Raw genomic sequence first — 21,111 nt, forward strand, 5'->3', positions numbered from 1 at the left:
CTACCCTATTCTGCCGGCAGGTGGACCGCCGTCGGACGGCGTACGTCGAGCCGGCACACTGACCGTTCCACCTCCGCAAACCCCGGGTCGGGCTGATCGCCACCGGAGCATCGCGCCTCCGGATGACGCAGTTCTCCGATGGGTCAGGCACGATCCGGGAAGGAACTACGTAATGCGGGTGAGCATGACCCTGTCACTCCCGGGTCAACCGTCCTCGGTGACCCGCGCCCGCCGTGTACTCACCACCCTGCTGAGCCTCACCGACGCCGCCGAGGACTGCCGTGGCCACCTCGCCGTGCTGATCACCGAGGCGTGCGCCAACGCGGTGCTGCACGGCGATCCCGACAGCGCCGTCGACATCACCATCGACATCGACGGCGACGTCTGCCTACTCGAGGTCGGCAACCGCGGCAGTACCCCCGACGGCGCTGGACTCGACGCCGAACTCCCCGCTCCGCTCACCGTCGGCGGCCGCGGCCTGCCCCTGATCGCCGCGCTCGCCGACACCGCCGCCTTCGTCGCCGGGCCACCGGACCACGTGCTGCTACGCATCACCAAACACCTCACCGGCACCCCACCGCCATCGGACCGATGACCGGCTGCTGGTCGCAGGACGCAGCTGCGGCGCCCGGGCACGACGGCCGGCCGATGAGCGGCGCCTCGGGCCGTCCGGTCAGTCGCGCTGCCCCGTGCCGTACTGCTGGTTCTGGTTCTGCCGCAGGGCTTCCTCGAGTTGGTCTTCGAGGATGATGATCCGGCAGGCGGCTTCCAGGGCGGTGCCCTGGTCGACCATCTCCCGGGCCCGGGCCGCCAGGCGCAGCTGGTAGCGGGAGTAGCGGCGGTGCCCACCGGCGGAGCGGTGCGGGTTGATCAGTTTCGCCTCGTCGAGGCGGCGCAGGAAGTCCTGCGTGGTGTCGAGCATCTCCGCGGCCTGGCCGATCGTGTAGGCCGGGTAGTTCTCATCGCCGAACATGTCATCGGGGTTCTGCCCCATGTCACCTCCACGTCGAGGGCCCCGGCGCTTACGCGCCGGGGCCCAGGGTTACGGGTCAGACACCATCTACCGACGGGAACGTCGGCTTGTCGTATCCGCACGAGCCACAACTGACGGCTTCGGGTGCGGGGATCGCATATGCGTGACCGGAGACCACCTCTCGTTCGATGGGAACTGCGGTGTCCGCCCGGCCTGACATGACGGCCGACGGCGGGCGATCCAAACGGTGTACGGCCCTCCCTTTCCTCTACTACCTGTTTCCCTGGCTGACGTACGGTCCGCCGGAGCTGGGGCCCACGCGACTTCACGGCCCGCACACGTACGGCGAACATCAGCTGGAGCCCTGAAAGAACCTTGGCCCCACCTGCACCCCGGCTCGTATCACGCCGGGTGACCTGCTCCTACTGCTTCTCGGGAGGGACGATGAAGACTGCTCCTCCCGCGCCGCCCGTCGTGACCTCACGGCCGGACGGCCCGTCTGCGTCCTGACGGATCTTTCCTCTCGACTTCAAGAAGAGTATGCCAGACCGCAGAAGATATCTAGCCGTTCCAGCCGAGATTTTCTAGCCGTCGACCATCAGGATGGCTGCGCCCGGGGCCGGCGGCGCCAGCCCACGCAGGAGGCGATCCGCGCCGGACGAGGCCGGGCCACCGGGCCGCCGGCGTCCCCGCACCGGCGGTGACCGGTGGCGGTCCGGCTGCCCCCGGCGTCAGAAGTCGTCGTCGAAGGTGACGCTCCCGCTCACGCCGACCTGGTACGCGGAGACCCGCCGCTCGAAGAAGTTCGACAACTCCTGCACGTCCTGCAGTTCCATGAACGCGAAGGGATTCGTCGAGCCGTAGAGCGGTGCGATGCCGAGTTGGGCGAGCCGGCGGTCCGCCACGTGCTCCAGGTACTGGCGCATGTCCGCCAGGGAGAGCCCGGAGACGCCCTGTTCGAGGAGGTCCGCGGCGAACTGGGCCTCGCACTCGACCGCCTCGGCCAGCATGTCGCGTACCTGGCGGGCCATCTCGTCGTCGAACAGGTCCGGTTCCTCGGCGCGGACGGTGTCCACCACGTCGAACGCGAACGTCATGTGCATCGACTCGTCGCGGAACACCCAGTTGGTGCCGGAGGCGAGGCCGTTGAGCAGCCCTCGGGAGCGCAGGTAGTAGACGTAGGCGAAGGCACCGTAGAAGAAGAGGCCCTCGATGCAGGCGGCGAAGCAGATCAGGTTGAGCAGGAACGCTCGCCGGTCCTCGCGGGTCTTCAGCTCGCGCAGCTCGAAGATCGAGTCGATCCAGCGGAAGCAGAACTCGGCCTTGCGGCGGATGGACGGGATGTTCTCGATGGCGGCGAACGCCGCGTACCGCTCCTTCTCGTCGGGAACGTAGGTGTCCAGCAGGTTGAGGTAGAACTGGACGTGCACGGCCTCCTCGAAGAGCTGCCGGGACAGGTAGAGCCGGCCCTCCGGGGAGTTGACGTGCTGGTAGAGGTTGAGGACGAGGTTGTTGGCCACGATGGTGTCGCCGGTGGCGAAGAATGCGACCAGCCGGGACACCAGGTGCTGCTCCGCCGGGGACAGCCGGGCCAGGTCGGCGAGGTCGGCGTGCAGGTCCACCTCCTCGACGGTCCAGGTGTTCCGGATCGCGTCCTTGAACCGGTCGAAGAAGTGCGGGTAGCGCATCGGGCGCAGGGTCAGGTTCATGCCGGGGTCGAGCAGCAGCTGCCCCGTCGCGGCGGTACGGGTTTCGGGAACGGTGGTCACTGGCACGCCTCGCAGCTCTCGGGGTTCTCCAGGGAGCAGGCCACCGCCTCCTCGTCGCGTACGGCGACGACGGGCTGGATGGCGACGGTGGCCTGCTGGATGCGCGTCGCCGGTCGGGAGCGCAGGTAGTAGGTGGTCTTCAGCCCGGACTGCCAGGCATAGCGGTACATCGAGGAGAGCTTGCCGATGGTCGGCGCGCTCATGAACAGGTTCAGCGACTGCGACTGGTCGACGTACGGGGCCCGCGCGGCGGCCAGGTCGATCAGTGCCCGCTGCGGAAGCTCCCACGCGGTGCGGAACAGTTCCCGCACGTCCGGCGGCAACTCGTCGATCGCCTGCACCGACCCCTCGGCGCGCTTGATCCGTTCCCGGATCTCCGGCGTCCACCGTCCCCGCGCCTTCAACTCGCGGACCAGGTACGTGTTGACCTGGAGGAACTCGCCCGACATGGTCTCCCGCTTGAACAGGTTGGACACCTGCGGCTCGATGCACTCGTAGCAGCCGGCGATCGAGGCGATCGTGGCGGTCGGGGCGATCGCGACCAGCAGCGAGTTGCGCAGGCCGTGCGCGGCGACCGTCGCCCGCAGCGCCGCCCACCGGTCCTGCTGGCTGGGCTCGGCACCCCACAGGTCCGGGTGCAGCTCGCCCCGGGCGGCGCGGGTCTCGGCGTACGCCGGGTGCGGGCCGAAGCGTTCCGCCAGGCCGGCGGAGGTCTCCAGGGCGGTCAGGAAGATCTCCTCCTGGATCCGGGTCGACAGCTCCTTCGCCTCGGCCGAGTCGAACGGCAGCCGCAGCGTGAAGAACACGTCCTGCAGCCCCATCAGGCCGAGCCCGACCGGCCGCCAGCGCGGGTTCGACGCGGCGGCCTGCGCCGCCGGGTAGTAGTTGATGTCGATCACGCGGTCGAGGAACACCACCGCGGTGCGGACCGTGCCGCGCAGCCTCGCCCAGTCGACGCCGTCGGCGGTGACGTGCGCGCCGAGGTTGACCGAGCCGAGGTTGCAGACCGCCGTCTCGGTGTCGTTGTTCACCTCGAGGATCTCGGTGCACAGGTTGGACAGGTGGATGGTGTTGCCCGGCATCCCGGTCTGGTTGGAGAGCCGGTTGGACGCGTCCTTGAAGGTCATCCAGCCGTTGCCGGTCTGCGCCAGGGTCCGCATCATCCGCCCGTACAGGTCCCGGGCCTTGACCGTGCGGACCGCCTTCTTCTCGGCGATCCGGTAGGCCGCGTCGAACTCCTCGCCGTACAGGTCGGGCAGCTCCGGCGCGTCGGACGGGTCGATCAGCGACCAGTCGCCGTCGGCCTCGACCCGGCGCATGAACTCGTCCGGGATCCAGTTGGCCAGGTTCAGGTTGTGGGTACGCCGGGACTCCTCGCCGGTGTTGTCCCGCAGCTCCAGGAACTCCTCGATGTCCGGGTGCCACGGCTCCAGGTAGACGCAGGCCGCGCCCTTGCGCCGGCCGCCCTGGTTGACCGCCGCGACACCGGCGTCGAGGGTCTTCAGGAACGGCACGATGCCGTTGGACCGACCGTTGGTGCCCCTGATCAGCGCGCCCCGGCCGCGCACCCGCGACCAGGCGATCCCGATGCCACCGGAGAACTTCGACAGCTTCGCCACCTGGTGGTACCGCTCGTAGATCGAGTCCAACTCGTCCCGCGGGGAGTCGATCAGGAAACACGACGACAGCTGGGTGTGCCGGGTGCCGGAGTTGAACAGCGTCGGCGAACTCGGCAGGTACGCCAGCGACGACATCAGCTGGTAGAACCCGATCGCCTCGCCCGGCGTGCTGGACAAGCCGCAGGCCACCCGCAGCAGCCAGTACTGGGGCGTCTCCACCACCAGCCGCGACCGCGGGTGCCGCAGCAGGTACCGGTCGGCGACCGTGCGCAGTCCGAAGTACTCGAACCGCAGGTCCCCGCCGGGGTCCACGGCGTCGTCCAGCTTGCGGGCGTTGCGGGCCACGAACGCGGCCGTGTCGTCCCCGATCAGGCCCAACCCGTGGGCGTACCGGATCGACTGGCTGAAGCTGGCCACCCCCTGCCCACGGACCTCCTTGTCCACGTACGCGGCCAGCAACCGCGCCGCCAGCCTGGAATACTGCGGTTCCTCGCCGATCAGCTCCGCGGCCGTCTGGATCGACAACTTGTCCAGCTCGGCGGTCGTCGCGCCGTCGTAGAGGCCGCTGATCGTCTTCGTCGCGATCCGCAGCGGGTCCACCTCGTCCAGGTCCGCGACCCAGCGCTCCACCGCCCGGACGATCTTGTTGACGTCCACCGGCTCGGCGTCACCGTTGCGCTTGCGGACCTGCATCACCTGCCGGCGCTGCTCCGGCTGAGCCGGACCGGCGGGACGATCCTCCCGCACCACAGTCATGACCTCTCCCTCGCGCTGTCTCCGATGGCCTCGGACGCGCGGGAGGACGCCACGGCGCTGCCGGGCAGGGGTCAGCTCCGGTTGCCGGCGTCGGTCGTCCCACGCGACCTTCGACCGCCGCCCACGTACGCGGACGGCGCGCTGGCAGGTCTTCGGACTCGTGGGCGTCGTGCTCGTTCCTACTGGCCGTCGCTTCCCGGGCCTGCTCGGCCCAGTGCTTCATGACGGCGGTCGTTCCCACTCACCGCTGCGGGGCAGTCCCGGTCTCGCACCGGGTTCCCTGTTGCCTCGGCGATCCTGGTTGGATGCCGAACCAGCCACGACAGGCACTATATATGGGCACTCTCTTCGAGCAACACCCCATATGGTGTGTCGGCGTGTCGTGGCGAGCCCTGCGGTCGGCGCTGGTACCGAGCGCTCAGAACTGGACGACGTGGCCCACCCGCGGTGGCGTACGGCCGGCGAGGACGTCGCGCCACGAGTCCCGCAGCGCCGCCGGCCCATTGCCTGGCCGCACATCGAGCCATCCGCTCACCACCTGCGCGAACCGCTGCCAGGCGTCGGTGAACCGCTCGTCGAGGCCGTCGCGGTCCCAGTCCTGTCGGCGTTTGCGCATCTGCACCGGAGCGAAGAAGACCTCCTCGGCCGCGTCGGCGTTCGGAATCTGGTTGGTGAGCCCGACGGCGATGTCCCGGACCAGCCGGTCGCCGAGGTGACCACGGAGGGCGGCCCGGGTCGCCGGCGCACCGGACAGGTCAAGGTAGACGGTGGCGACGTCGTCCAGGCTGTCGACATCGTCGTAGGAGAGAACCTCGTCATAGCAGCCGAGCGATCGGGTGAAGCTGAGGTTGCCGGGCGAGGTGAGCCCGACGAGGCGCGGGGCGCGGCCGTGCAGTTCGTACGCCGCGGCGTACGCCGTCTTGCTCGACGCCGACGACAGCACCAGCGACCGCGCGCCGTAGAAGTCGTTGTCCGCGACCTGGTCGGCCAGCATGAACGAGGTGAAGAAGAGCGGGCGGAACAGGACCAGCAGGTCCTCCTGATCGGCCCGGTAGGCGGGATCGCCGACGGTCGACCGGTACGCGTTGTACGGGGAGGGCAGGTCGGCGCGGTGGGCGCTCGCGTCCCGGAACCCGTACCCGTCCACCCGGTCGGGGCGTACCACGAGGTGGCCGGCGGGCGGGAGGTAACCGTAGACCCGTTGACCGGGCTCTACCCCGGCCACCTTGGACGCGGTCACCTCGGCGAAGCCCCACAGCGGCGGGAGGCCCCACTGCCGGTCCAGCCCGTGCCGTTCGGGTGGGAAGAACTCCCAGTAGCGCATCGAGTCGCCGAGCACCGCGTACGTCACGTTGTTGGCGGTGAGGCCGACGCGGTCGACGCGTAGCAGCGCCTCCCCGTCGGAGATTCCGGGCGTCGCGGCGCCGACGAGCGTGGTGCGTGCGAGATCGTTCCGAGCGACGGCGAACGTCCACGAGTCAGCCATGGTGTGACGCTAGAGAGCCGCGGGAACGGGAACAAGTGCACTGGGAGTGCAAAATCCCACTCGACGCGCCGGACTAGACGGGGACGGCCCGGCGCGGAGAGCGTCCTCCGCGCCGGGCCGGGATATCGGGTGGCGTCAGCCGGCCGCGCAGGTGGCCGTCGCGCCCGACCCGGTGCCGGTGCCCTGGAAGCCGAAGTTGGTCGTCTGCCCGGCGCCGACCTGCCCGTTGTAGCTCACGTTGGTGAACCGGACGGTGCCGCTGGTGCCGCTGGCCTGGGCGTTCCAGACGCCGGTGATCGCGGCGCCGCCGGGCAGCGTCATGGTCACGGTCCAGCCGTTGATGCTCGCGGAGCCGGCGGTGACGTTCACGCTCGCGGTGAAGCCGCCGGACCACTGGTTGACCGCCACCGACGCGGAGCAGCCGTTACCGGTCGGCGGCGGCGTGGTGGGGGGAGCCGTGGTCGGCGGCGCGGTGGTCGGCGGGGCCGTGGTCGGCGGCGCGGTCGTCGGCGCCGCGGTGGTCGGCGGCGCGGTGGTGGGCGGGTTGGGCGCGCCGTTGGCCAGGCTGTAGGCCAGGTCCGGCTGGAACGAACCGGCCGTGTAACGGCAGCCGTCCGCCTCCCCCGGCGGCTTCACCCAGAGGTACGCGTCGATGTTGCCGTCACCGGTGTTCGTCGTCGGGTACTGCCCGATGCGCCGGTCGGTGTTGTCGTCGGCGCACCAGTCACCGCTGGCACCCCCGTTGCGGCTGGTGTCGATGACCTGGCGCTTGCCCTGGATGCCCATGCCGTTGAGGGCGGAGATGACCGCCCGGCCGAAGTTCGCCTCGCTGGAGGTGGAGTTGAAGTTCGACACGTTGGTGAAGAAGCCGTCGGCGTACTGCACGCCGGCCGCCCGGAGCCGGTTGGCCGTGTCACTCGCGCTGTTCCAGGTGGAGTGGCCACCGTCGAGGTACACCTTGGCGTTGGGGTTGGCCGACTTGATGGTCTGGGTCGCCGTCGAGAGCGCCTGGTTGCGCGCGTTGAGCTCGTTGCCGCTCAGGCACGTCTGCAGGGCGAGCGAGTCGGTTTCCAGGATGATGATGACCGTCTGGTTGCCCAGTCCCCGGGCGAAGTTGGACACCCAGGTCTGGTACTGGTTGAGGTCCGGCGCCCCACCCGCGCTGGCCCCGCCGCAGTCCCGGTTCGTGATCTCGTAGACCGACAGCACCGGGATCTGCTGCGCCGAGTTGGCGGCGCCGACGAACCCGGAGACCTCGGACTGCACGGTCGACGGGTTGAAGTTGGCGAACCAGCGGGCCTGCGGCTGACTTGCGATCTTGTCGCGGATCGCGGCGGCCCGGTAGTCGCCGGAGTTGGCGGCGACCCAGCGCACGACGGCCGAGTTCGGGTCCCGGTAGAGCGATCCGGACAGCGTGCCGGCGGAGGCGCTGCCGACGGCGAGACAGACGCCGACGACGGTGGCGCCCGCGACGGCCGCCACGCTGGCTGCCACCGGTCTGCGGCGGAGCGGGGAGAGGGTAGCCACGACGTGTTGCCTCCTGATCACATAGAAGTTTCTAAGTTTGTGGGAGCGTTCCCATGAAGGTAGCGGAGGCGCGCGCCGCTGCCAAGATGTCGAGACTCATCGTTGCGACCGCGGACGCGTTGCCGGGTCGAGGTTCGGGCGGCGCGACGGACCGCGCGAACGCCGGCTCAGGTCACCACGCGGACGCCCGGCCAGCGTTCGGCCGGGCGGTGGCGGGCCAGTCGTCGCCGGGAGACCTCCGGGCTGACCCGGGTCGGGTTGCGCCGCCACACCCCGTCGAGCAGGTCGTCCAGGCCGTGCGGCGCGCACACCCCGATCCGGTCGTGTGCGTCGAGACGGACGGCCACGGCAGTGGCGTACTCGGGCCAGGTGGCGACCGCCTCGGCGATGCCGCGCAGTGGGGCCACCGGGTCACCGCCGAACTTCGCGGGATACCAAGCGTGCACGGCCGCCTGGTTCTTCGCCTCCCACGGCGGCTCCGGCCAGGCCGCCACCAGTCGCGCGGTGGCCCGCTCGTCGTGATCGCGGCTCAGGTCCGCCGGATCGAAGAAGACGACATCGACATCCCGCACCGACGACGGGTCGAAGCCGTCGCCGTACCGCTTCCCCCAGACCAGATCGCGGACCACGCCCGCGCCGATCCAGGCGTCCGGCAGGCCGGAGTCCCGAACGACGCCCAGCGCCCGGACCAGCCACGGGCTGCGCTCGATCAGGCCCCGCAGGTCCTCTTCCCGCATCGGTTCCCCTCGTGGCCGCTACCCGGGCCGGTCGGCGGTGCCGAGGACCCCGACGTCGTTCAGGTGGCGCAGTCCCTCGGCCCAGGAGCGGCCCAGCGAGGTTTCGCGATAGTCGATGTCGTGCTCGGCGCAGAACCGCCGGATCAACGGGCGGGCGCGACGCAGATTGGGACACGGCATGCTCGGGAACAGGTGGTGTTCGATCTGGTAGTTCAGGCCGCCGAGCGCGCTGTCGAGCAAGCGCCCACCCCGGACGTTGCGGGAGGTGACGACCTGCCGCCGCAGGTAGTCGAGGTTGTCGTCGGCGCCGAGGATGGGCATGCCCTTGTGGTTCGGGGCGAAGGAGCAGCCGAGGTAGAGGCCGAGCAGTCCCTGGTTGACGAGGACGAACGCCACCGCCTGCGCCGGGCTCAGGACCAGGAACACGGCAGTGACGTAGCCGCCCAGGTGCAGGGCCAGCAGTCCGGCCTCGACCGGCCGCCGGGCGATCCGGCGTGGGCCGAGGACCGCCTTCACGCTGGCGGCGTGCAGGTGCAGGCCCTCGAGCAGGAGCATCGGGAAGAACAGATAAGCCTGGTAGCGGACCAGCAGCGCAGCGGGGCCACGCCGCCGGCGGGCCTGCTCGGCGGTGAAGGACAGCGGCGCCAGGGTGATGTCCGGGTCCTTGCCCTCGGTGTTCGGGTGGGCGTGGTGCCGGTTGTGCTTGTCCACCCACCAGCCGTAGCTGATCCCGGTCAGGAGGTTGCCGTGCGCCATGCCGATCAGGTCGTTCGCCCGACGCGACCGGGCTATCTGCCGGTGCCCGGCGTCGTGGCCGACGAACCCGGCCTGCGCGAGGACCACCGCCAGGACCGCCGCGGTGCCGAGCTGCCACCACGATTCACCCAGCCGGACGAAGAGGACGCACAGCCCGGCGAAGGAACCGACGACGAGGCCGATCCGCACCGCGTAGTAGCCTCGCCGCCGCCCGAGTAGACCCGCCGCCCGGACCAGCCGGGACAGCTCCGCGTAGTCGCTGCCCCGCTGCCCGGCGGCCCCGAGACCGGCATCGCTCAGGTCGGGGCTCCGGTACGGCGGATCGGGCTCGGCGACACCGGGGCTGGGCGCCGTGGTGGGACCTGCGCTGCTGGCGAGCGGTTCGAGCGGATCGCCCATCACGTGGCCGGCGCGTCGACGAGGTCGGCCGGGTCGAGCCGCAGGATGGCGAGCAGGCCGACGTGCTCCGTGGTGTCCACCCGCTCCGGCAGCTCGCGCTCGACCCAGTCGGCCCTGACCTGCTGCCCGCGTTGGCGAAGGATGCTGACGATCCGCTGTCTGGCGATCTCCATCGGGTGCTCCCTTGTGAAACCGTCCGGAAGCATCGGGCTCACGGGCGGCCGTGCCGGTTGGATCGCACCACCATCGGGACGCACGGCGGCTCTGAGCGGGTCGCGGTCGATGGATCCGGCGGTCGCGACGTGGTCGGCGATCCGCCAGCATGACCAGCGGGCTGTTACGGCGGGAGTGACGTCGCGCAGCACCCGGGCAGGCTGGTGGCGGCGGCGCCTGGCGGGCGCCGGGAAACGGGTGACCCGCTCACCGTACGCCTCGCCGCGCGGATCCGCACCGGGCCGGGCCACCGTGCGCGCGGGCTCGGCCGATCGACGCCCCGTCAGGGTGACCGGACGCCGCCGCGCCCGCCGGGTCACCCCCGGCGGCGACGCCCGGCCCCGCGCTGTCAGCTCTGCTGCCCCACCGCCGCGCGGACCGCCTGGGCGGGGCCGTCGAGCCGGCCGTTGAAGGGCGGGAAGCTGTTCTCGCCCAGCCGGCCGCCGTTACCCGCCCAGCCGTCCTCGTCCTGCTGCCGTCGGCGCAGCGTCATCGCGCCCGCCGCTCCGGCCAGTGTCCCCGCCGCGAAGGCGAGCAGTACCGCCTGCCGGATGTTGGGGTGCCTCTTCCGCGCCATGCCTGCTCCCGATGTCCAACGTGTCTTCATGATGCTGATTGTCGGACTCCATGGCTGACCGTGACGGGCGAATCGGCACCCTTGTATGCCCGCCCGGGCGGGCCGGGCCGCCCGGGTGGGCAGGCGGCCCGGGCGTGGCCGCCGGCTACGCCGGGACGACGTCGAGCCGGGGACCGGCGGGTCGCCCCGCCCCGGCCAGGGCGAGCACGGTCTGGCCGGTGGCGTCGTCGACGACGGCGACGCGTACCGCCGCGGGCTCCGGGTCGATCAACGGCACCGCGAACACGGCCGTCGCCGGGCGGCCCTGGTAGCGCGCGGCGTGTCCGACGAAGCGCCACTCGCCGTCGTCCCAGTGCTCCCGCACGTCGGAGCGGAGCAGCGACGCCACCCGCCGGTAGGAGTCGCTGAGCTGGACCTGCTGCACGGTGGCGAGCAGCGGGAGGCCGGACCCGCCGCGCAGCGGGTTGGTCAATCGGGCCCGCAGCCGGCGCAGCGGCAGCAGCCAGGCCGCGTCCAGTTCCGGGGAGAGCGCCACCACGGCGGCGGCCTCGGCCAGCAGCACGGCGCCGCCGGCCCAGGGGCGGCTGGCCAGCGCGTCCGGCCAGGCGCCGGGGAGCAGCGCGGCCAGTCCGGCCGCCGCCACCAGCAGCGCCGCCCGGACCAGGCTGCGGCCGGCGACCGGGGTGGGGCGGCTGCTCAGGCAGCCGCAGGAGGAGGCGGGCGCGGCCCGGCGGGCGTACCCGAGATAGCCGAGGAAGCCGACGGCCAGCGCGGTCGCGGCGACCGCCGCCAGTCGCGGGGCGGGCAGCAGCAGGAGGAGCGCGCCGAGGGTCAGCTCGACGCCGCCGAGCAGGCGGTACGCGGGCAGCGCCCGGTGCTGGCCGATCAGCCGGGCGAGGGCCGTCCGTTGGGCGGCCGCCCGGGCGTGCCGGTTGAGCAGTTTGACGCGCGCGGACGAGATCAACACCGCGCCGACGACCAGCGGTTGCAGCGCCGCGATCAGGTCGATCATCAGTTCTCCCCTCGAGTGGACCGGCGGGTACGCGCGAGCGGCGCGCGCCGCCCGCCGGCGGCTCCGGGCCGGCGCGTCTGCCGCGTCGCGACCCGGAGCCGTCGGGCGTGCCCGGTCAGGCGGCGGCGTAGACGGTGGCGATGTCGATCTCGTTGGTGTCCGGGTGCCAGGCGCCGAGCACCTGGACGTGCCGGCCGACCCGCAGCAGGGACAGGTCGCTGACCGCCGGCGTGCCGTTGTAGACCGCGGCGGAGCGGCCCTGCACCACGTGGGCGACGATCCGCTGCCCCTTGTGGTCGAGGTGCAGCAGGTTGCGGCCGACGGCGGCGATGTGCGCGTGCAGGTTGACGATGTTGACCCAGACGGAGTCGGCGGCGAGCGTCCCGTCGGGCAGGCGGACGCCGCGGGCGTAGAGCCCGTCGCCGATGGCGACCTGGTCGAAGGTGGTCGGGTGCAGCTTCCAGATGCTGGTCCCGTCGGTGATCCGGATGGAATGCAGCACCGTGTCGGATCCGGTGACCAGGAGCAGGTGACCGGAGATCTTGCTGATCCGGCCCTCGACGAAGTTCGGGTCGGGGGCGCCGGGCTCGATGGCCGCCGCCTCGGCGGCGAACGCGGCCTCGGGGGCGAGCGAGCCGAGCCCGGTGGCGCCCACCACGCCGCCGAGCGCGGCGGTGGCGAGCAGGCGCCGGCGGTCCAGGGTCTGAGGCATGGGTAACCCTCCCGTTCAGACGGTGTCGACCGAGCAGGGCCGCAGCCCCACGGAGAGGCTGCCGATCGCGCTGAACGCCGCCGGCGTCAGGTCGATGATCCGGTTGCTGCCGCAGGCCGAGCCGCAGCAGGTGCGCTCGCCGCAGAACAGGTCGGTCTGCGGGCCGCAGTCGGCGATGGTGGTGCCGACCCGGGCGCCGTTGCAGAGGTTGGTGGTGTAGTGCCGGAAGCCGCACCCGCGCCGGCTCATGTTCAGCCCGCAGGTGTCCGGATGGGTGATGGCGTAGCACGCGTCCGAGGTGTTCGGCCAGGCGTGCTGGTAGTTGCCCGACCTGCAGGTGCCGCAGGCGCCGCCTCCCGCGGTGCCGCAGGGACCCCAGGCGGTGCCGCAGCAGAACCACGACACTTCGCCTTGTATGGCCGCCATGGATACCTCCCTCCAGAGGTGATCGACAACGATGGATGTCGATATAGATGGCGATTGTTATGTTGGAAAACACCTCCGTCAACACCTGCGGCGAAGATTTCCTACGGGTGGCACTACCGGCAGCCGGCGGCGGCAGGCGGGAGGCTCAGTCCGCCACCGGGCCGTCGCCGCGGGCCTCCGGCTCCGGGGGCGTGAGCGAGCCGAAGGCCCGCCGCACCCGGCGGTTCGCCTCCTCCTGCGGCAGCGCCGTGGCGACCAGCAGATCACTGGCGGCGGTACGCACCTGGGCCACCACCACGGCGCCGGAGAAACCCACCCCGGCGCGGTACGCGTGCCCGGCCTCGGCGACCGCCCGCTCCGTCTCCTCCCGGGTCCTGGTGGGCTCGGCGGCCCCCCGGGCGAACTCCCGGTGCAGCATCCGCACCGACCCGGCGAGTCGGGACACCGCCGCCGGCAGGGCCGCCGGGATCGGCTCGCCGTCCTCGATCAGGGTGACGGTGCGCCGGATCAGCGTGCCGCTGTTGCGCATGGCCCGGTCGATCGGGTCCACCGCCGCGGCGTACCGGCCGAGTGGCCCCTCCCGGGCGCCCCAGTAGACCGGGGACATCGTGCTGGCCTCCCGGGCGCCCTGCGCCGCCTCGCCGAAGGCGCCCAGCTCCGCCTTGTTGTTCCGGAGCCGGTCCCGGGCCGCCCGCGCCCGGACGGCGTCCCGCTCCCGCAGCGCGGCGGCGGTGGCGTCGAGTTGGTCGGCGAGCAGCTCCAGCGCGGGGCCGGCGGACCGGTTGATCAGCCGGAGCGGGTTGAGCGGCAACAGCACCGCGGTCACCACCAGGGCCGCCCCGCCACCGATCAGGGCGTCGGCGAACCGGGGCAGTTCGAGGTTCGACACCAGCGGCGTCAGGGTGCCGACCAGCACCGCCGTCGCGCCGGCCTGGACCACCAGGGCGGGGCTGCGGCCGATGAACGCCGCCACCAGGATCGCGAGCAGCACCATGACCCCGAGCTGCCACGGCCCGACACCGATCGCGCGGATCAACAGGTCACCGGTGAGGATGCCGAGCGCCACCCCGACGACCAGCTCGACCGTGCGGCGCAACCGCTGGCCGACCGACGCGGCCAGCGTCACCACCGCCGAGATCGGCGCGAACACCGGCTGCGCGATGTGCAGCAGGCTGTCGGCGACCCACCAGGCCAGCCCCGCGGCCAGCCCGGCCTGGGCGGCCAGCCCGAGACCGGCCCGGACCTGGCGCAGCCGATCGGGCAACGCCCCGGCCCAGCGCCGGGACAGGTCGGCGATCCTCCCGCCGGGCCGGGTACGTCTCGCTCCGCTGCCTTCCCTCGACGGACCCGCGCCGGCCACGGCCGGGGCTACCCGCTACGGCTCGATCCAATCCTGCCGTCCGGCGTGGGGTGGCCGCCGACGTCAACGACCAGCGCCCCGCGCCGAGCAGCCGGCCGGTAATCCGGTTGGCGGGCGGCCGGGGGGCGGCTAGCCTCGCCGCCAACGTCACTCCGACTGCCTGAAGAGGGTGTTTTGGTGCCCGTGCCGCGCCGTGCCGAGCAGCGTCGTCTTCTCTCGACGTCCCCACCCTTCTTCCCCTGGAGTGATCACCTTGGATCTGCCACGTAGTTTCAGCATCCGCGAGGGCGACCTGCGGATCCTCAACCCGATCGACGACGTCAAGCTGGCCACCCTGGGCCGGGTGATCGGGCTCCGTCCCGGCGCGTCGATCCTCGACCTGTGCAGCGGCAAGGGCGAACTGCTCTGCACCTGGGCCCGGGACCACGGCGTCACCGGCACCGGGGTGGACATCAGCACCGTCAACACCGCCGCGGCCCGGGCGCGCGCCGCCCAGCTGGGCGTCGCCGACCGGGTCCGGTTCGTCCACGGCGACGCCGCGGCCTACGTACCCGAGCAGCGCTTCGACCTGACCGCCTGCGTCGGCGCCACCTGGATCGGCGGGGGTGTCCCCGGCACCCTGGAGCTGCTGGAACGCGGGCTGCGCCCCGGCGGGATGGTCCTGGTCGGCGAGCCGTACTGGCGGCTCGACCCGCCCGACGAGACGACCGTGTCCGCCTGCCACGCCCGCTCCCGGGACGAGTTCCGGGACCTGCCCGGGCTGGTCGGGCTCTTCGGCGAGTGCGGCTGGGACCTGGTGGAGATGGTCCTCGCCGACCAGGACAGCTGGGACCGGTACGCCGCCGCGCACTGGCTCAACCTGCGCCGCTGGCTGGACGCACACCCCGACGACGAGTTGGCCGGCGAGCTGCGCCGGGAGCTGACCGAGGACCCGCTGCGGTATGTCCGCTACCGCCGCGAGCACCTGGGCTGGGGCGTCTTCGCCCTGCTCCGCCGCTGACCCGCGCGGCCGGCTCCCGCTCGTCCCGAGGGCGGGCGGGAGCCGGCTTAGCGGGCGGCTACGCAGGGTAGAACGCAGCCCATGGGACAGTTGCGCACCTCGCCGCCGCCGCCGGAGGCCGTCGACCTGGAGCGGTGGGTGCTCGACAGCCCGGACGGACTGCGCGACCTGCGGGCGTCGCTGCGCGACGCGCTGGACCGGCACGGGCTGGTGCAGGGCGAGGACCTCGACGAGGTGCCGCACCTGGTCGTGCTGGTCGCCACCGAGCTGGCCAGCAACGCGCTGCGGCACGGCCGGCCGCCGACCATCGTCACCCTGCTCGGCCGCGACGACTGCTTCCTGCTCGACGTGGCCGACCACGACGTACGCACCGTGCCCGAGCTGACCGACATCCATCCGCTGGACTCCGGGGGACGCGGACTGTTCCTGGCCCAGCAGCTCTCGCTGGCCGTCGGCTGGTACGCCACCGCGCACACCAAGAACATCTGGGCGTCGTTCCCCCGCCCGGCCCGGGCGGCCGTGGACGCCTGAGCGGCGAGCCTAGAAGCCCGCGACCGGATGCGGGACGTACGGCGCCTCCAGCTGCGCCACCTCGTCGTCGGTCAGCTCCAGTTCCAGCGCCGCCACCGCGTCGGTCAGGTGGTGCGGCTTGGTCGCGCCCACGATCGGCGCGGTCACCGCCGGGTTGCGGGCCAGCCAGGCCAGCGCCACCTGGGCCCGGGGCACCCCCCCGGGCCTGCGCGATCCGGGCCACCGCGTCGACCACCTCGCGGTCGTTCTCCTCGGTCCGGGCGTACAGCCGGCGGCCGAACTCGTCAGTCTCGGCCCGCGCGGTCCGCTCACCCCAGTCCCGGGTGAGCCGGCCCCGGGCCAGCGGGCTCCACGGGATCACCGCGATGCCCTGGTCGAGGCAGAACGGCAGCATCTCCCGCTCCTCCTCCCGGTAGAGCAGGTTGTAGTGGTTCTGCATGGAGACGAACCGGGTCCAGCCGTGCCGCTCGGCGGCCCAGAGCGCCTTGGCGAACTGCCACGCGTACATCGAGGAGGCGCCGAGGTAGCGGACCTTGCCGGCGCGGACCAGGTCGTGCAGCGCCTCCAGGGTCTCCTCGATCGGAGTGCCCGGGTCGAGCCGGTGGATCTGGTAGAGGTCCACGTAGTCGGTGGCGAGCCGGCGCAGGCTCGCGTCGATCTCGCTCATGATGTGCTTGCGGGACAGGCCGGCCCGGTTCGGTCCGGGCCCCATCCGGCCGTGCACCTTGGTCGCGATGACCACGTCGTCGCGGCGGGCGAAGTCCTTCAGCGCCCGGCCGACGATCTCCTCGCTGGTGCCGTCGGAGTAGACGTTGGCGGTGTCGAAGAAATTCACCCCCAGCTCCAGCGCCTGCTGGATGAAGGGCCGGCTGTCGGCCTCCGGCAGCGACCACGGGTGCCCACCCCGCCCCGGCTCGCCGTAGCTCATGCAGCCCAGGCAGAGCCGGGACACCTCCAGGCCGGTGGACCCGAACTTGACGTACTCCATGCGGTCGTCCTCCTCCTCGCACCCGCCGTCCATCTCACCACCGGCGGGCGCCCGACGCAGGCCGGCCGGCTCAATCCTCGGCCGGCACCGGGTCGTCGTACTGCCCGGGCGGGCCGGTGTGCAGGGCGCCGTCCGGCCGGGGCCACGGGTTCGGGGTGCAGCCGTGCAGGCCCAGGGTCTGCTGCTCCATCACCGGGGCCGGACCGCCGGCCCGCGGACAGCGCTCGTGCCCCCGGCCCAGCCGGTGCCCGACCTCGTGGTTGAGCAGGTACTGCCGGTACCGGCCAAGATCAGGGAACTGCGGCACACCGCGGACCCAGCGGGCCACGTTGATCACCACCTGGTCCCCGTTGCGGCAGGAGGTGTAGTGGTCGGTCGGGTCGGCGCAGAGCCGGCCCCGGGTCACCGGGGTGGTCAGCAGCACGGTGAAGTCGGCCGGGTCGGCCGGCCCGACCCGTTGCAGCCGCCACTCGCCGCCGCCGGTCCAGCCGCGCGGATCGGCCAGGATCGCGCCGACCTCCCGCCCGAACCGCTCCACGTCGAGGCGGGCGATGCCCCCCTCCACCGCCACCCGGTAGCGCAGCAGCCGGCCCCCGCGCCCGGCCACCGCGCCGAGCGCGGTGGCGGTGCGGAAGGCGCCGGTGCCCCGGGCCGGGTAGGTGATCGCCGGGGTGGCCCGGCCGGCCGCCGTCACGACCGGCGGGGTCGGGGTGGCCGCCGGGCGGGCGGGGACCGCGGCGGGCACCGGGCCGCCGGCCGTGGCCAGCAGGTCGGTGGCGCCGCGCCGCGCCAGGTACGCCCCGCCGGCCGCCAGCCCGACCGCGACCACCAGCGCCAGCGCCGGCCCGACGCGCGACCCCCGGCGGCGGTGCAGACCCCGGTCCCGCGCGTTCCGCCCACCCACGTCGCTCTCCGTCCGTCGTGCCGCCCCGGTCCACCCGGGAGTGGTACGGACGCGCGGGCCGCGCGGTTGAACGCCCTCGGTGCGGCCGGCACCGACCGGTCGTCGGGTCGGACCGGAGAATGATCCACTCCGACTGCCGCAATCCGGCCTCTCCGCAGCGCCGGAGACCCCCGGTTGCGGCATCCCGGGTGGATCAGGCGGGGCCGGAGACCCCCGTTTGCGGCATCTCGCGTGGATCCGCCACGACGAGCGCCGGGGCGGCCGCTGGCCGACCGGCTGGACGGCCGAGGTGAGGGCGCTCACCAGCGGCGGCGCCCCGGCCGCCGGTACCGTTCCTTCCGGGGACCGCGGGTCGCGTTCCCAGCGGATCCGCAGGCGTCGCCGGACGACCCTGACCAGAGGAGGGGCCACCCGTGTCCGACGCCGACCGGCTGCTCGCCGACGCCCTCGCGGGGGCGCGCGGCACCGACGTACGCGAGGCCGAGCGGGCGCTGGACCGGCTGGTGGTCGGCGACGGCCCGGCGGTGGACGCGGCGCTGCTGGCCCGCCTGGTCCGCGCGGTGGGCCGGCTCTGGCCCCGCGGCTGGCAGCCGGTCGACCTGGACCGGATCGCGCTGCGGCGGCTGCCGCCCCGGGGCGCGCGGCTGCTCCGCGACGTGCTGGCCGCCCAGCGCCGCGAGCAGCCCGGCCCGGTCCCCGGCTGGTTCGACGGTCAGCTCGCCGAGCTGGGCGCGGAGTGGGACGGCGGCCCGGGCTGGCTGGACCGCCGGGCCCAGGGCGACCGGATCAGCACGCTGCGGGACGCGGTGGAGGCGCTGGCGCTGGTGGAAGGGCTGCCGCCGATCGCCGCGCTGCGCCCGCCACCCGGCGGTCCGGGTACCGCCCGGGGCGCCGGCGTGCCCGGTTCCGCTCGGGGCGCCGGGGCGCCGGGCAGCGGCTCGCGGCTGCTGGACCGGGTCCGTGCCCTGCTGGCCAAGGCCGAGTCGACCACCTTCCCGGCCGAGGCGGAGGCGCTGACCGGCAAGGCGCAGGAGCTGATGGCCCGGCACAGCATCGACGCCGCCCTGCTCGACGCCACGGCCGAGCGGCCCGACCGGCCGGGCGGCATCCGGCTCGGCACCGACGCCCCGTACGCGGCCGCGAAGGCGCTGCTCATCCAGGAGGTGGCCGGGGCGAACCGGTGCGAGTCGGTGTGGTCCGACGACCTGGGCTTCGCCACCGTGCTCGGCTTCCCCACCGACCTGGCCGCGGTCGAGCTGCTGCACACCTCGCTGCTGGTGCAGGCCACCGCCGCGATGCTGCGTGGCCGGGGCGAGCGCCGGCCGGGCAGCGGCCGGCGGACCAAGGGCTACGACGAGTCCTTCCTGAACGCGTTCGCCCTGCGCATCGGCGAGCGGCTGCGGGCGGCCACGGTGGCCGAGGAGCGGGCGGCCGCCGGGGAGCAGGCCGGCGAGCGGCTGCTCCCGGTGCTCGCCGCCCGTACCGACGCCGTGCGGGAGCGCCTCGACCAGCTCTTTCCCGGGGTCACCCGGCACCGGCTCCAGGTCCGGGACCGGGACGGCTGGGCCTCCGGCACCTCGGCCGCCGACCGGGCCTCGCTGGCTGCCGGCGCGCCGGACCGCCGGCCGGTACGCAGTCGCTGATTTTTTTCTCGGGCAGGATGTCGGATCGGAGGTCCCGGCTCCGACCCGTCTGCGAGAGGCGCCACCGGCCGGTGGCCCGTACCTGAGGAGTGGACCGTGAAGTACATGCTGCTGATCTGGAACCGTCCCGGCTTCGTCGAGGAGCTCTCCGAGGAGGACCGCAACGCGATCTTCGGCGACGTCGACCGGATCATGGCGGAGCTGACCGCCTCCGGTGAGCTGGTGGGCGGCGACGCGCTGGCCCATCCGTCGCAGACCCGTACGGTCCGGGCCGGCGCCCGCGCCGGTGCCGTCGAGGTCACCGACGGGCCGTTCGTGGAGAGCAAGGAGCAGTTCGCCGGTTACCTGATGGTGGACTGCGAGACCCCGGAGCGGGCCGCCGAGATCGCGGCGAGCTGGCCGGACGTGACGCACGGGGTGGGCGTGCTGGAGGTGCGCCCGGTGATGGACCAGGCCGGGACGGAGATGTGACCGAGCGGGCCGTCGAGGACCTGCTGCGTACCCTCGCGCCGCAGGTCCTCGGTGTGCTCGTCCGCCGGCACGGCCAGTTCTACGCCTGCGAGGACGCGGTGCAGGAGGCCCTGCTCGCCGCCGCCACCCAGTGGCCGGCGCAGGGGGTGCCGGAGCATCCGCGGTCCTGGCTGGTCACCGTGGCGACCCGCCGGCTCACCGACGAGTGGCGCAGCGAGCGGGCCCGCCGGGACCGCGAGGTCGCGGTGGCGGTCCGGGAGCCGGCGTACGCGACGGCCGCCGACGAGGAGCCGCCCGCCGAGGACGACACGTTGAAGCTGCTCTTCCTCTGCTGCCATCCGGCGCTGACCGGCTCCGCCCAGGTGGCGCTCACCCTGCGCGCGGTGGGCGGCCTGAGCACCGCGGAGATCGCCCGGGCGTACCTGGTGCCGGAGGCGACGATGAGCCAGCGGATCCGGCGGGCGAAGCAGCGGGTCGAGGCGGCCGGGGCGCGCTTCGTGCTGCCCTCGCCGGCGGACCGGGACGACCGGCTCCGGGCCGTGCTGCGGGTGCTCTACCTGATCTTCAACGAGGGGTACACCGCCTCCAGCGGCGACGAGCTGCACCGGGCGGAGCTGACCCGGGAGGCGATCCGGCTGGCCCGGGAGCTGCGCCGGCTGCTGCCGGACGACGGCGAGGTGGCCGGGCTGCTGGCGTTGATGCTGCTCACCGACTCGCACCGGGCGGCCCGGACCGGCCCGGGCGGGGAGCTGATCCCGCTGGCCGAGCAGGACCGCAGCCGGTGGGACCGGGCGGAGATCGCCGCGGGCGTCGCCCTGGTGACCGAGGCGCTGACCTGGTCGGCGCCGGGCCCCTACCAGGTGCAGGCGGCCATCGCGGCGGTGCACGCCGAGGCGCCGTCGGCGGCGGAGACGGACTGGCCGCAGATCGTCGCGCTGTACCGGGTGCTGGCCCGGATCGCGCCGAACCCGATGGTCACGTTGAACCAGGCCGCCGCCGTGGCCATGGTGGACGGCCCCCGGGCCGGGCTGGCGCTGCTGACGTCGCTGGACGCCGACGACCGCACCGCCGGGCACCACCGGCTCGCCGCGGTCCGCGCCCACCTGCTGGAGCTGGCCGGCGAGCGGGCGGCCGCACGGGCGGCGTACCTGGCCGCCGCGCGGGCCACCACGAGCCGCCCCGAGCAGCGTTACCTGGAGGTACGCGCCGCCCGGCTGGCCGCCGACCGATGAGTTTCACCGGCCGCCGACGT

Annotated in this window: 20 protein-coding genes, 1 pseudogene and 1 riboswitch; of the genes and pseudogenes, 6 read left to right on the forward strand and 15 right to left on the reverse strand. The window is 73.1% G+C overall.

The features are described from left to right. Window positions 1–172: 172 nt before the first annotated feature. Complete coding sequence (locus tag ACIBPB_RS02910; RefSeq protein WP_396837904.1) at window positions 173–595, forward strand: ATP-binding protein; 423 nt, start codon at window positions 173–175, stop codon at window positions 593–595. 78 nt (window positions 596–673) lie between these two features. Here the strand turns inward: ACIBPB_RS02910 and ACIBPB_RS02915 are convergent, their stop codons facing one another. The 13 genes from ACIBPB_RS02915 to ACIBPB_RS02975 form a co-directional block, all read right to left on the reverse strand. After that, window positions 674–994: a MerR family transcriptional regulator gene (locus ACIBPB_RS02915; protein WP_396837905.1), complete on the reverse strand. Its 321-nt coding sequence runs from the start codon at window positions 992–994 to the stop codon at window positions 674–676. A gap of 710 nt (window positions 995–1,704) precedes the next feature. Beyond that, window positions 1,705–2,742, reverse strand: coding sequence for a ribonucleotide-diphosphate reductase subunit beta (locus tag ACIBPB_RS02920; RefSeq protein WP_396837906.1), 1,038 nt, complete (start codon window positions 2,740–2,742; stop codon window positions 1,705–1,707). Continuing rightward, the gene (locus ACIBPB_RS02925; protein WP_396837907.1) at window positions 2,739–5,117 is read right to left on the reverse strand and encodes a ribonucleoside-diphosphate reductase subunit alpha; all 2,379 of its coding nucleotides are present in this window, start codon (window positions 5,115–5,117) and stop codon (window positions 2,739–2,741) included. The genes ACIBPB_RS02920 and ACIBPB_RS02925 overlap by 4 nt, the downstream gene beginning before the upstream one ends. Window positions 5,118–5,242: 125 nt before the next feature. Continuing rightward, a riboswitch (cobalamin riboswitch) is annotated at window positions 5,243–5,450 on the reverse strand. 85 nt (window positions 5,451–5,535) lie between these two features. After that, window positions 5,536–6,603, reverse strand: coding sequence for a DUF2855 family protein (locus tag ACIBPB_RS02930; RefSeq protein ID WP_396837908.1), 1,068 nt, complete (start codon window positions 6,601–6,603; stop codon window positions 5,536–5,538). A 135-nt stretch (window positions 6,604–6,738) separates the two neighbouring features. Beyond that, a complete protein-coding gene (locus ACIBPB_RS02935; RefSeq protein ID WP_396837909.1) occupies window positions 6,739–8,130 on the reverse strand; it encodes a glycoside hydrolase family 6 protein in 1,392 nt (463 codons plus the stop codon). A gap of 167 nt (window positions 8,131–8,297) precedes the next feature. Then, a complete protein-coding gene (locus ACIBPB_RS02940) occupies window positions 8,298–8,867 on the reverse strand; it encodes a nucleotidyltransferase family protein (RefSeq protein WP_396837910.1) in 570 nt (189 codons plus the stop codon). Window positions 8,868–8,885: 18 nt separating this feature from the next. Next, window positions 8,886–10,022, reverse strand: a complete 1,137-nt coding sequence (locus tag ACIBPB_RS02945; RefSeq protein WP_396837911.1) for a fatty acid desaturase family protein — start codon at window positions 10,020–10,022, stop codon at window positions 8,886–8,888. After that, the gene (locus tag ACIBPB_RS02950) at window positions 10,022–10,195 is read right to left on the reverse strand and encodes a hypothetical protein (RefSeq protein ID WP_357309703.1); all 174 of its coding nucleotides are present in this window, start codon (window positions 10,193–10,195) and stop codon (window positions 10,022–10,024) included. Before ACIBPB_RS02950 ends, ACIBPB_RS02945 begins: the two co-directional genes overlap by 1 nt. 389 nt (window positions 10,196–10,584) lie before the next feature. Further along, on the reverse strand, window positions 10,585–10,812 hold the full coding sequence (locus ACIBPB_RS02955; protein WP_396837912.1) for a hypothetical protein: 228 nt from the start codon (window positions 10,810–10,812) through the stop codon (window positions 10,585–10,587). A 145-nt stretch (window positions 10,813–10,957) separates the two neighbouring features. Further along, entirely contained in the window at window positions 10,958–11,824 is an 867-nt protein-coding gene (locus ACIBPB_RS02960; protein ID WP_396837913.1) for a MauE/DoxX family redox-associated membrane protein, read from the reverse strand. Between the two features lie 115 nt (window positions 11,825–11,939). Continuing rightward, window positions 11,940–12,536 carry a cell wall protein gene (locus tag ACIBPB_RS02965; RefSeq protein WP_396837914.1) on the reverse strand — a complete coding sequence of 199 codons (597 nt, stop codon included), beginning with the start codon at window positions 12,534–12,536 and terminating at the stop codon, window positions 11,940–11,942. 15 nt (window positions 12,537–12,551) lie between these two features. Next, window positions 12,552–12,962: a hypothetical protein gene (locus tag ACIBPB_RS02970; RefSeq protein WP_396837915.1), complete on the reverse strand. Its 411-nt coding sequence runs from the start codon at window positions 12,960–12,962 to the stop codon at window positions 12,552–12,554. A 145-nt stretch (window positions 12,963–13,107) separates the two neighbouring features. Beyond that, entirely contained in the window at window positions 13,108–14,226 is a 1,119-nt protein-coding gene (locus ACIBPB_RS02975) for an aromatic acid exporter family protein (protein ID WP_396837916.1), read from the reverse strand. 349 nt (window positions 14,227–14,575) lie between these two features. Between ACIBPB_RS02975 and ACIBPB_RS02980 the strand changes: the two genes are divergently transcribed. Continuing rightward, a complete protein-coding gene (locus tag ACIBPB_RS02980; protein WP_396837917.1) occupies window positions 14,576–15,322 on the forward strand; it encodes an SAM-dependent methyltransferase in 747 nt (248 codons plus the stop codon). Window positions 15,323–15,403: 81 nt separating this feature from the next. Continuing rightward, on the forward strand, window positions 15,404–15,853 hold the full coding sequence (locus ACIBPB_RS02985; RefSeq protein ID WP_396837918.1) for an ATP-binding protein: 450 nt from the start codon (window positions 15,404–15,406) through the stop codon (window positions 15,851–15,853). 9 nt (window positions 15,854–15,862) lie between these two features. Here ACIBPB_RS02985 and ACIBPB_RS02990 read toward each other — a convergent pair. Continuing rightward, window positions 15,863–16,841 (reverse strand): annotated as a pseudogene (locus ACIBPB_RS02990) (aldo/keto reductase). A gap of 70 nt (window positions 16,842–16,911) precedes the next feature. Beyond that, a complete protein-coding gene (locus ACIBPB_RS02995; protein ID WP_396837919.1) occupies window positions 16,912–17,745 on the reverse strand; it encodes a DUF3152 domain-containing protein in 834 nt (277 codons plus the stop codon). Between the two features lie 413 nt (window positions 17,746–18,158). Here ACIBPB_RS02995 and ACIBPB_RS03000 point away from each other — a divergent pair, with 413 nt between their 5' ends. The 3 genes from ACIBPB_RS03000 (at window position 18,159) to ACIBPB_RS03010 (ending at window position 21,091) form a co-directional block, all read left to right on the forward strand. After that, complete coding sequence (locus tag ACIBPB_RS03000; protein ID WP_396837920.1) at window positions 18,159–19,388, forward strand: DUF2786 domain-containing protein; 1,230 nt, start codon at window positions 18,159–18,161, stop codon at window positions 19,386–19,388. Window positions 19,389–19,493: 105 nt separating this feature from the next. Next, complete coding sequence (locus ACIBPB_RS03005; RefSeq protein ID WP_357310339.1) at window positions 19,494–19,859, forward strand: YciI family protein; 366 nt, start codon at window positions 19,494–19,496, stop codon at window positions 19,857–19,859. Further along, window positions 19,856–21,091, forward strand: a complete 1,236-nt coding sequence (locus tag ACIBPB_RS03010; protein ID WP_396837921.1) for an RNA polymerase sigma factor — start codon at window positions 19,856–19,858, stop codon at window positions 21,089–21,091. The genes ACIBPB_RS03005 and ACIBPB_RS03010 overlap by 4 nt, the downstream gene beginning before the upstream one ends. The last annotated feature ends 20 nt before the right edge of the window (window positions 21,092–21,111 follow it).

This window comes from Micromonospora sp. NPDC049836 (genome assembly GCF_044465125.1).
Classification (GTDB): domain Bacteria; phylum Actinomycetota; class Actinomycetes; order Mycobacteriales; family Micromonosporaceae; genus Micromonospora.

Coding starts and splice junctions, on each gene's coding strand:
- ACIBPB_RS02910 (WP_396837904.1), top strand. CDS start 173: ATGCGGGTGAGCATGACCCTGTCACTCCCGGGTCAACCGTCCTCGGTG.
- ACIBPB_RS02915 (WP_396837905.1), bottom strand. CDS start 994: ATGGGGCAGAACCCCGATGACATGTTCGGCGATGAGAACTACCCGGCC.
- ACIBPB_RS02925 (WP_396837907.1), bottom strand. CDS start 5,117: ATGACTGTGGTGCGGGAGGATCGTCCCGCCGGTCCGGCTCAGCCGGAG.
- ACIBPB_RS02930 (WP_396837908.1), bottom strand. CDS start 6,603: ATGGCTGACTCGTGGACGTTCGCCGTCGCTCGGAACGATCTCGCACGC.
- ACIBPB_RS02940 (WP_396837910.1), bottom strand. CDS start 8,867: ATGCGGGAAGAGGACCTGCGGGGCCTGATCGAGCGCAGCCCGTGGCTG.
- ACIBPB_RS02945 (WP_396837911.1), bottom strand. CDS start 10,022: ATGGGCGATCCGCTCGAACCGCTCGCCAGCAGCGCAGGTCCCACCACG.
- ACIBPB_RS02950 (WP_357309703.1), bottom strand. CDS start 10,195: ATGGAGATCGCCAGACAGCGGATCGTCAGCATCCTTCGCCAACGCGGG.
- ACIBPB_RS02955 (WP_396837912.1), bottom strand. CDS start 10,812: ATGGCGCGGAAGAGGCACCCCAACATCCGGCAGGCGGTACTGCTCGCC.
- ACIBPB_RS02960 (WP_396837913.1), bottom strand. CDS start 11,824: ATGATCGACCTGATCGCGGCGCTGCAACCGCTGGTCGTCGGCGCGGTG.
- ACIBPB_RS02965 (WP_396837914.1), bottom strand. CDS start 12,536: ATGCCTCAGACCCTGGACCGCCGGCGCCTGCTCGCCACCGCCGCGCTC.
- ACIBPB_RS02970 (WP_396837915.1), bottom strand. CDS start 12,962: ATGGCGGCCATACAAGGCGAAGTGTCGTGGTTCTGCTGCGGCACCGCC.
- ACIBPB_RS02985 (WP_396837918.1), top strand. CDS start 15,404: ATGGGACAGTTGCGCACCTCGCCGCCGCCGCCGGAGGCCGTCGACCTG.
- ACIBPB_RS03005 (WP_357310339.1), top strand. CDS start 19,494: ATGCTGCTGATCTGGAACCGTCCCGGCTTCGTCGAGGAGCTCTCCGAG.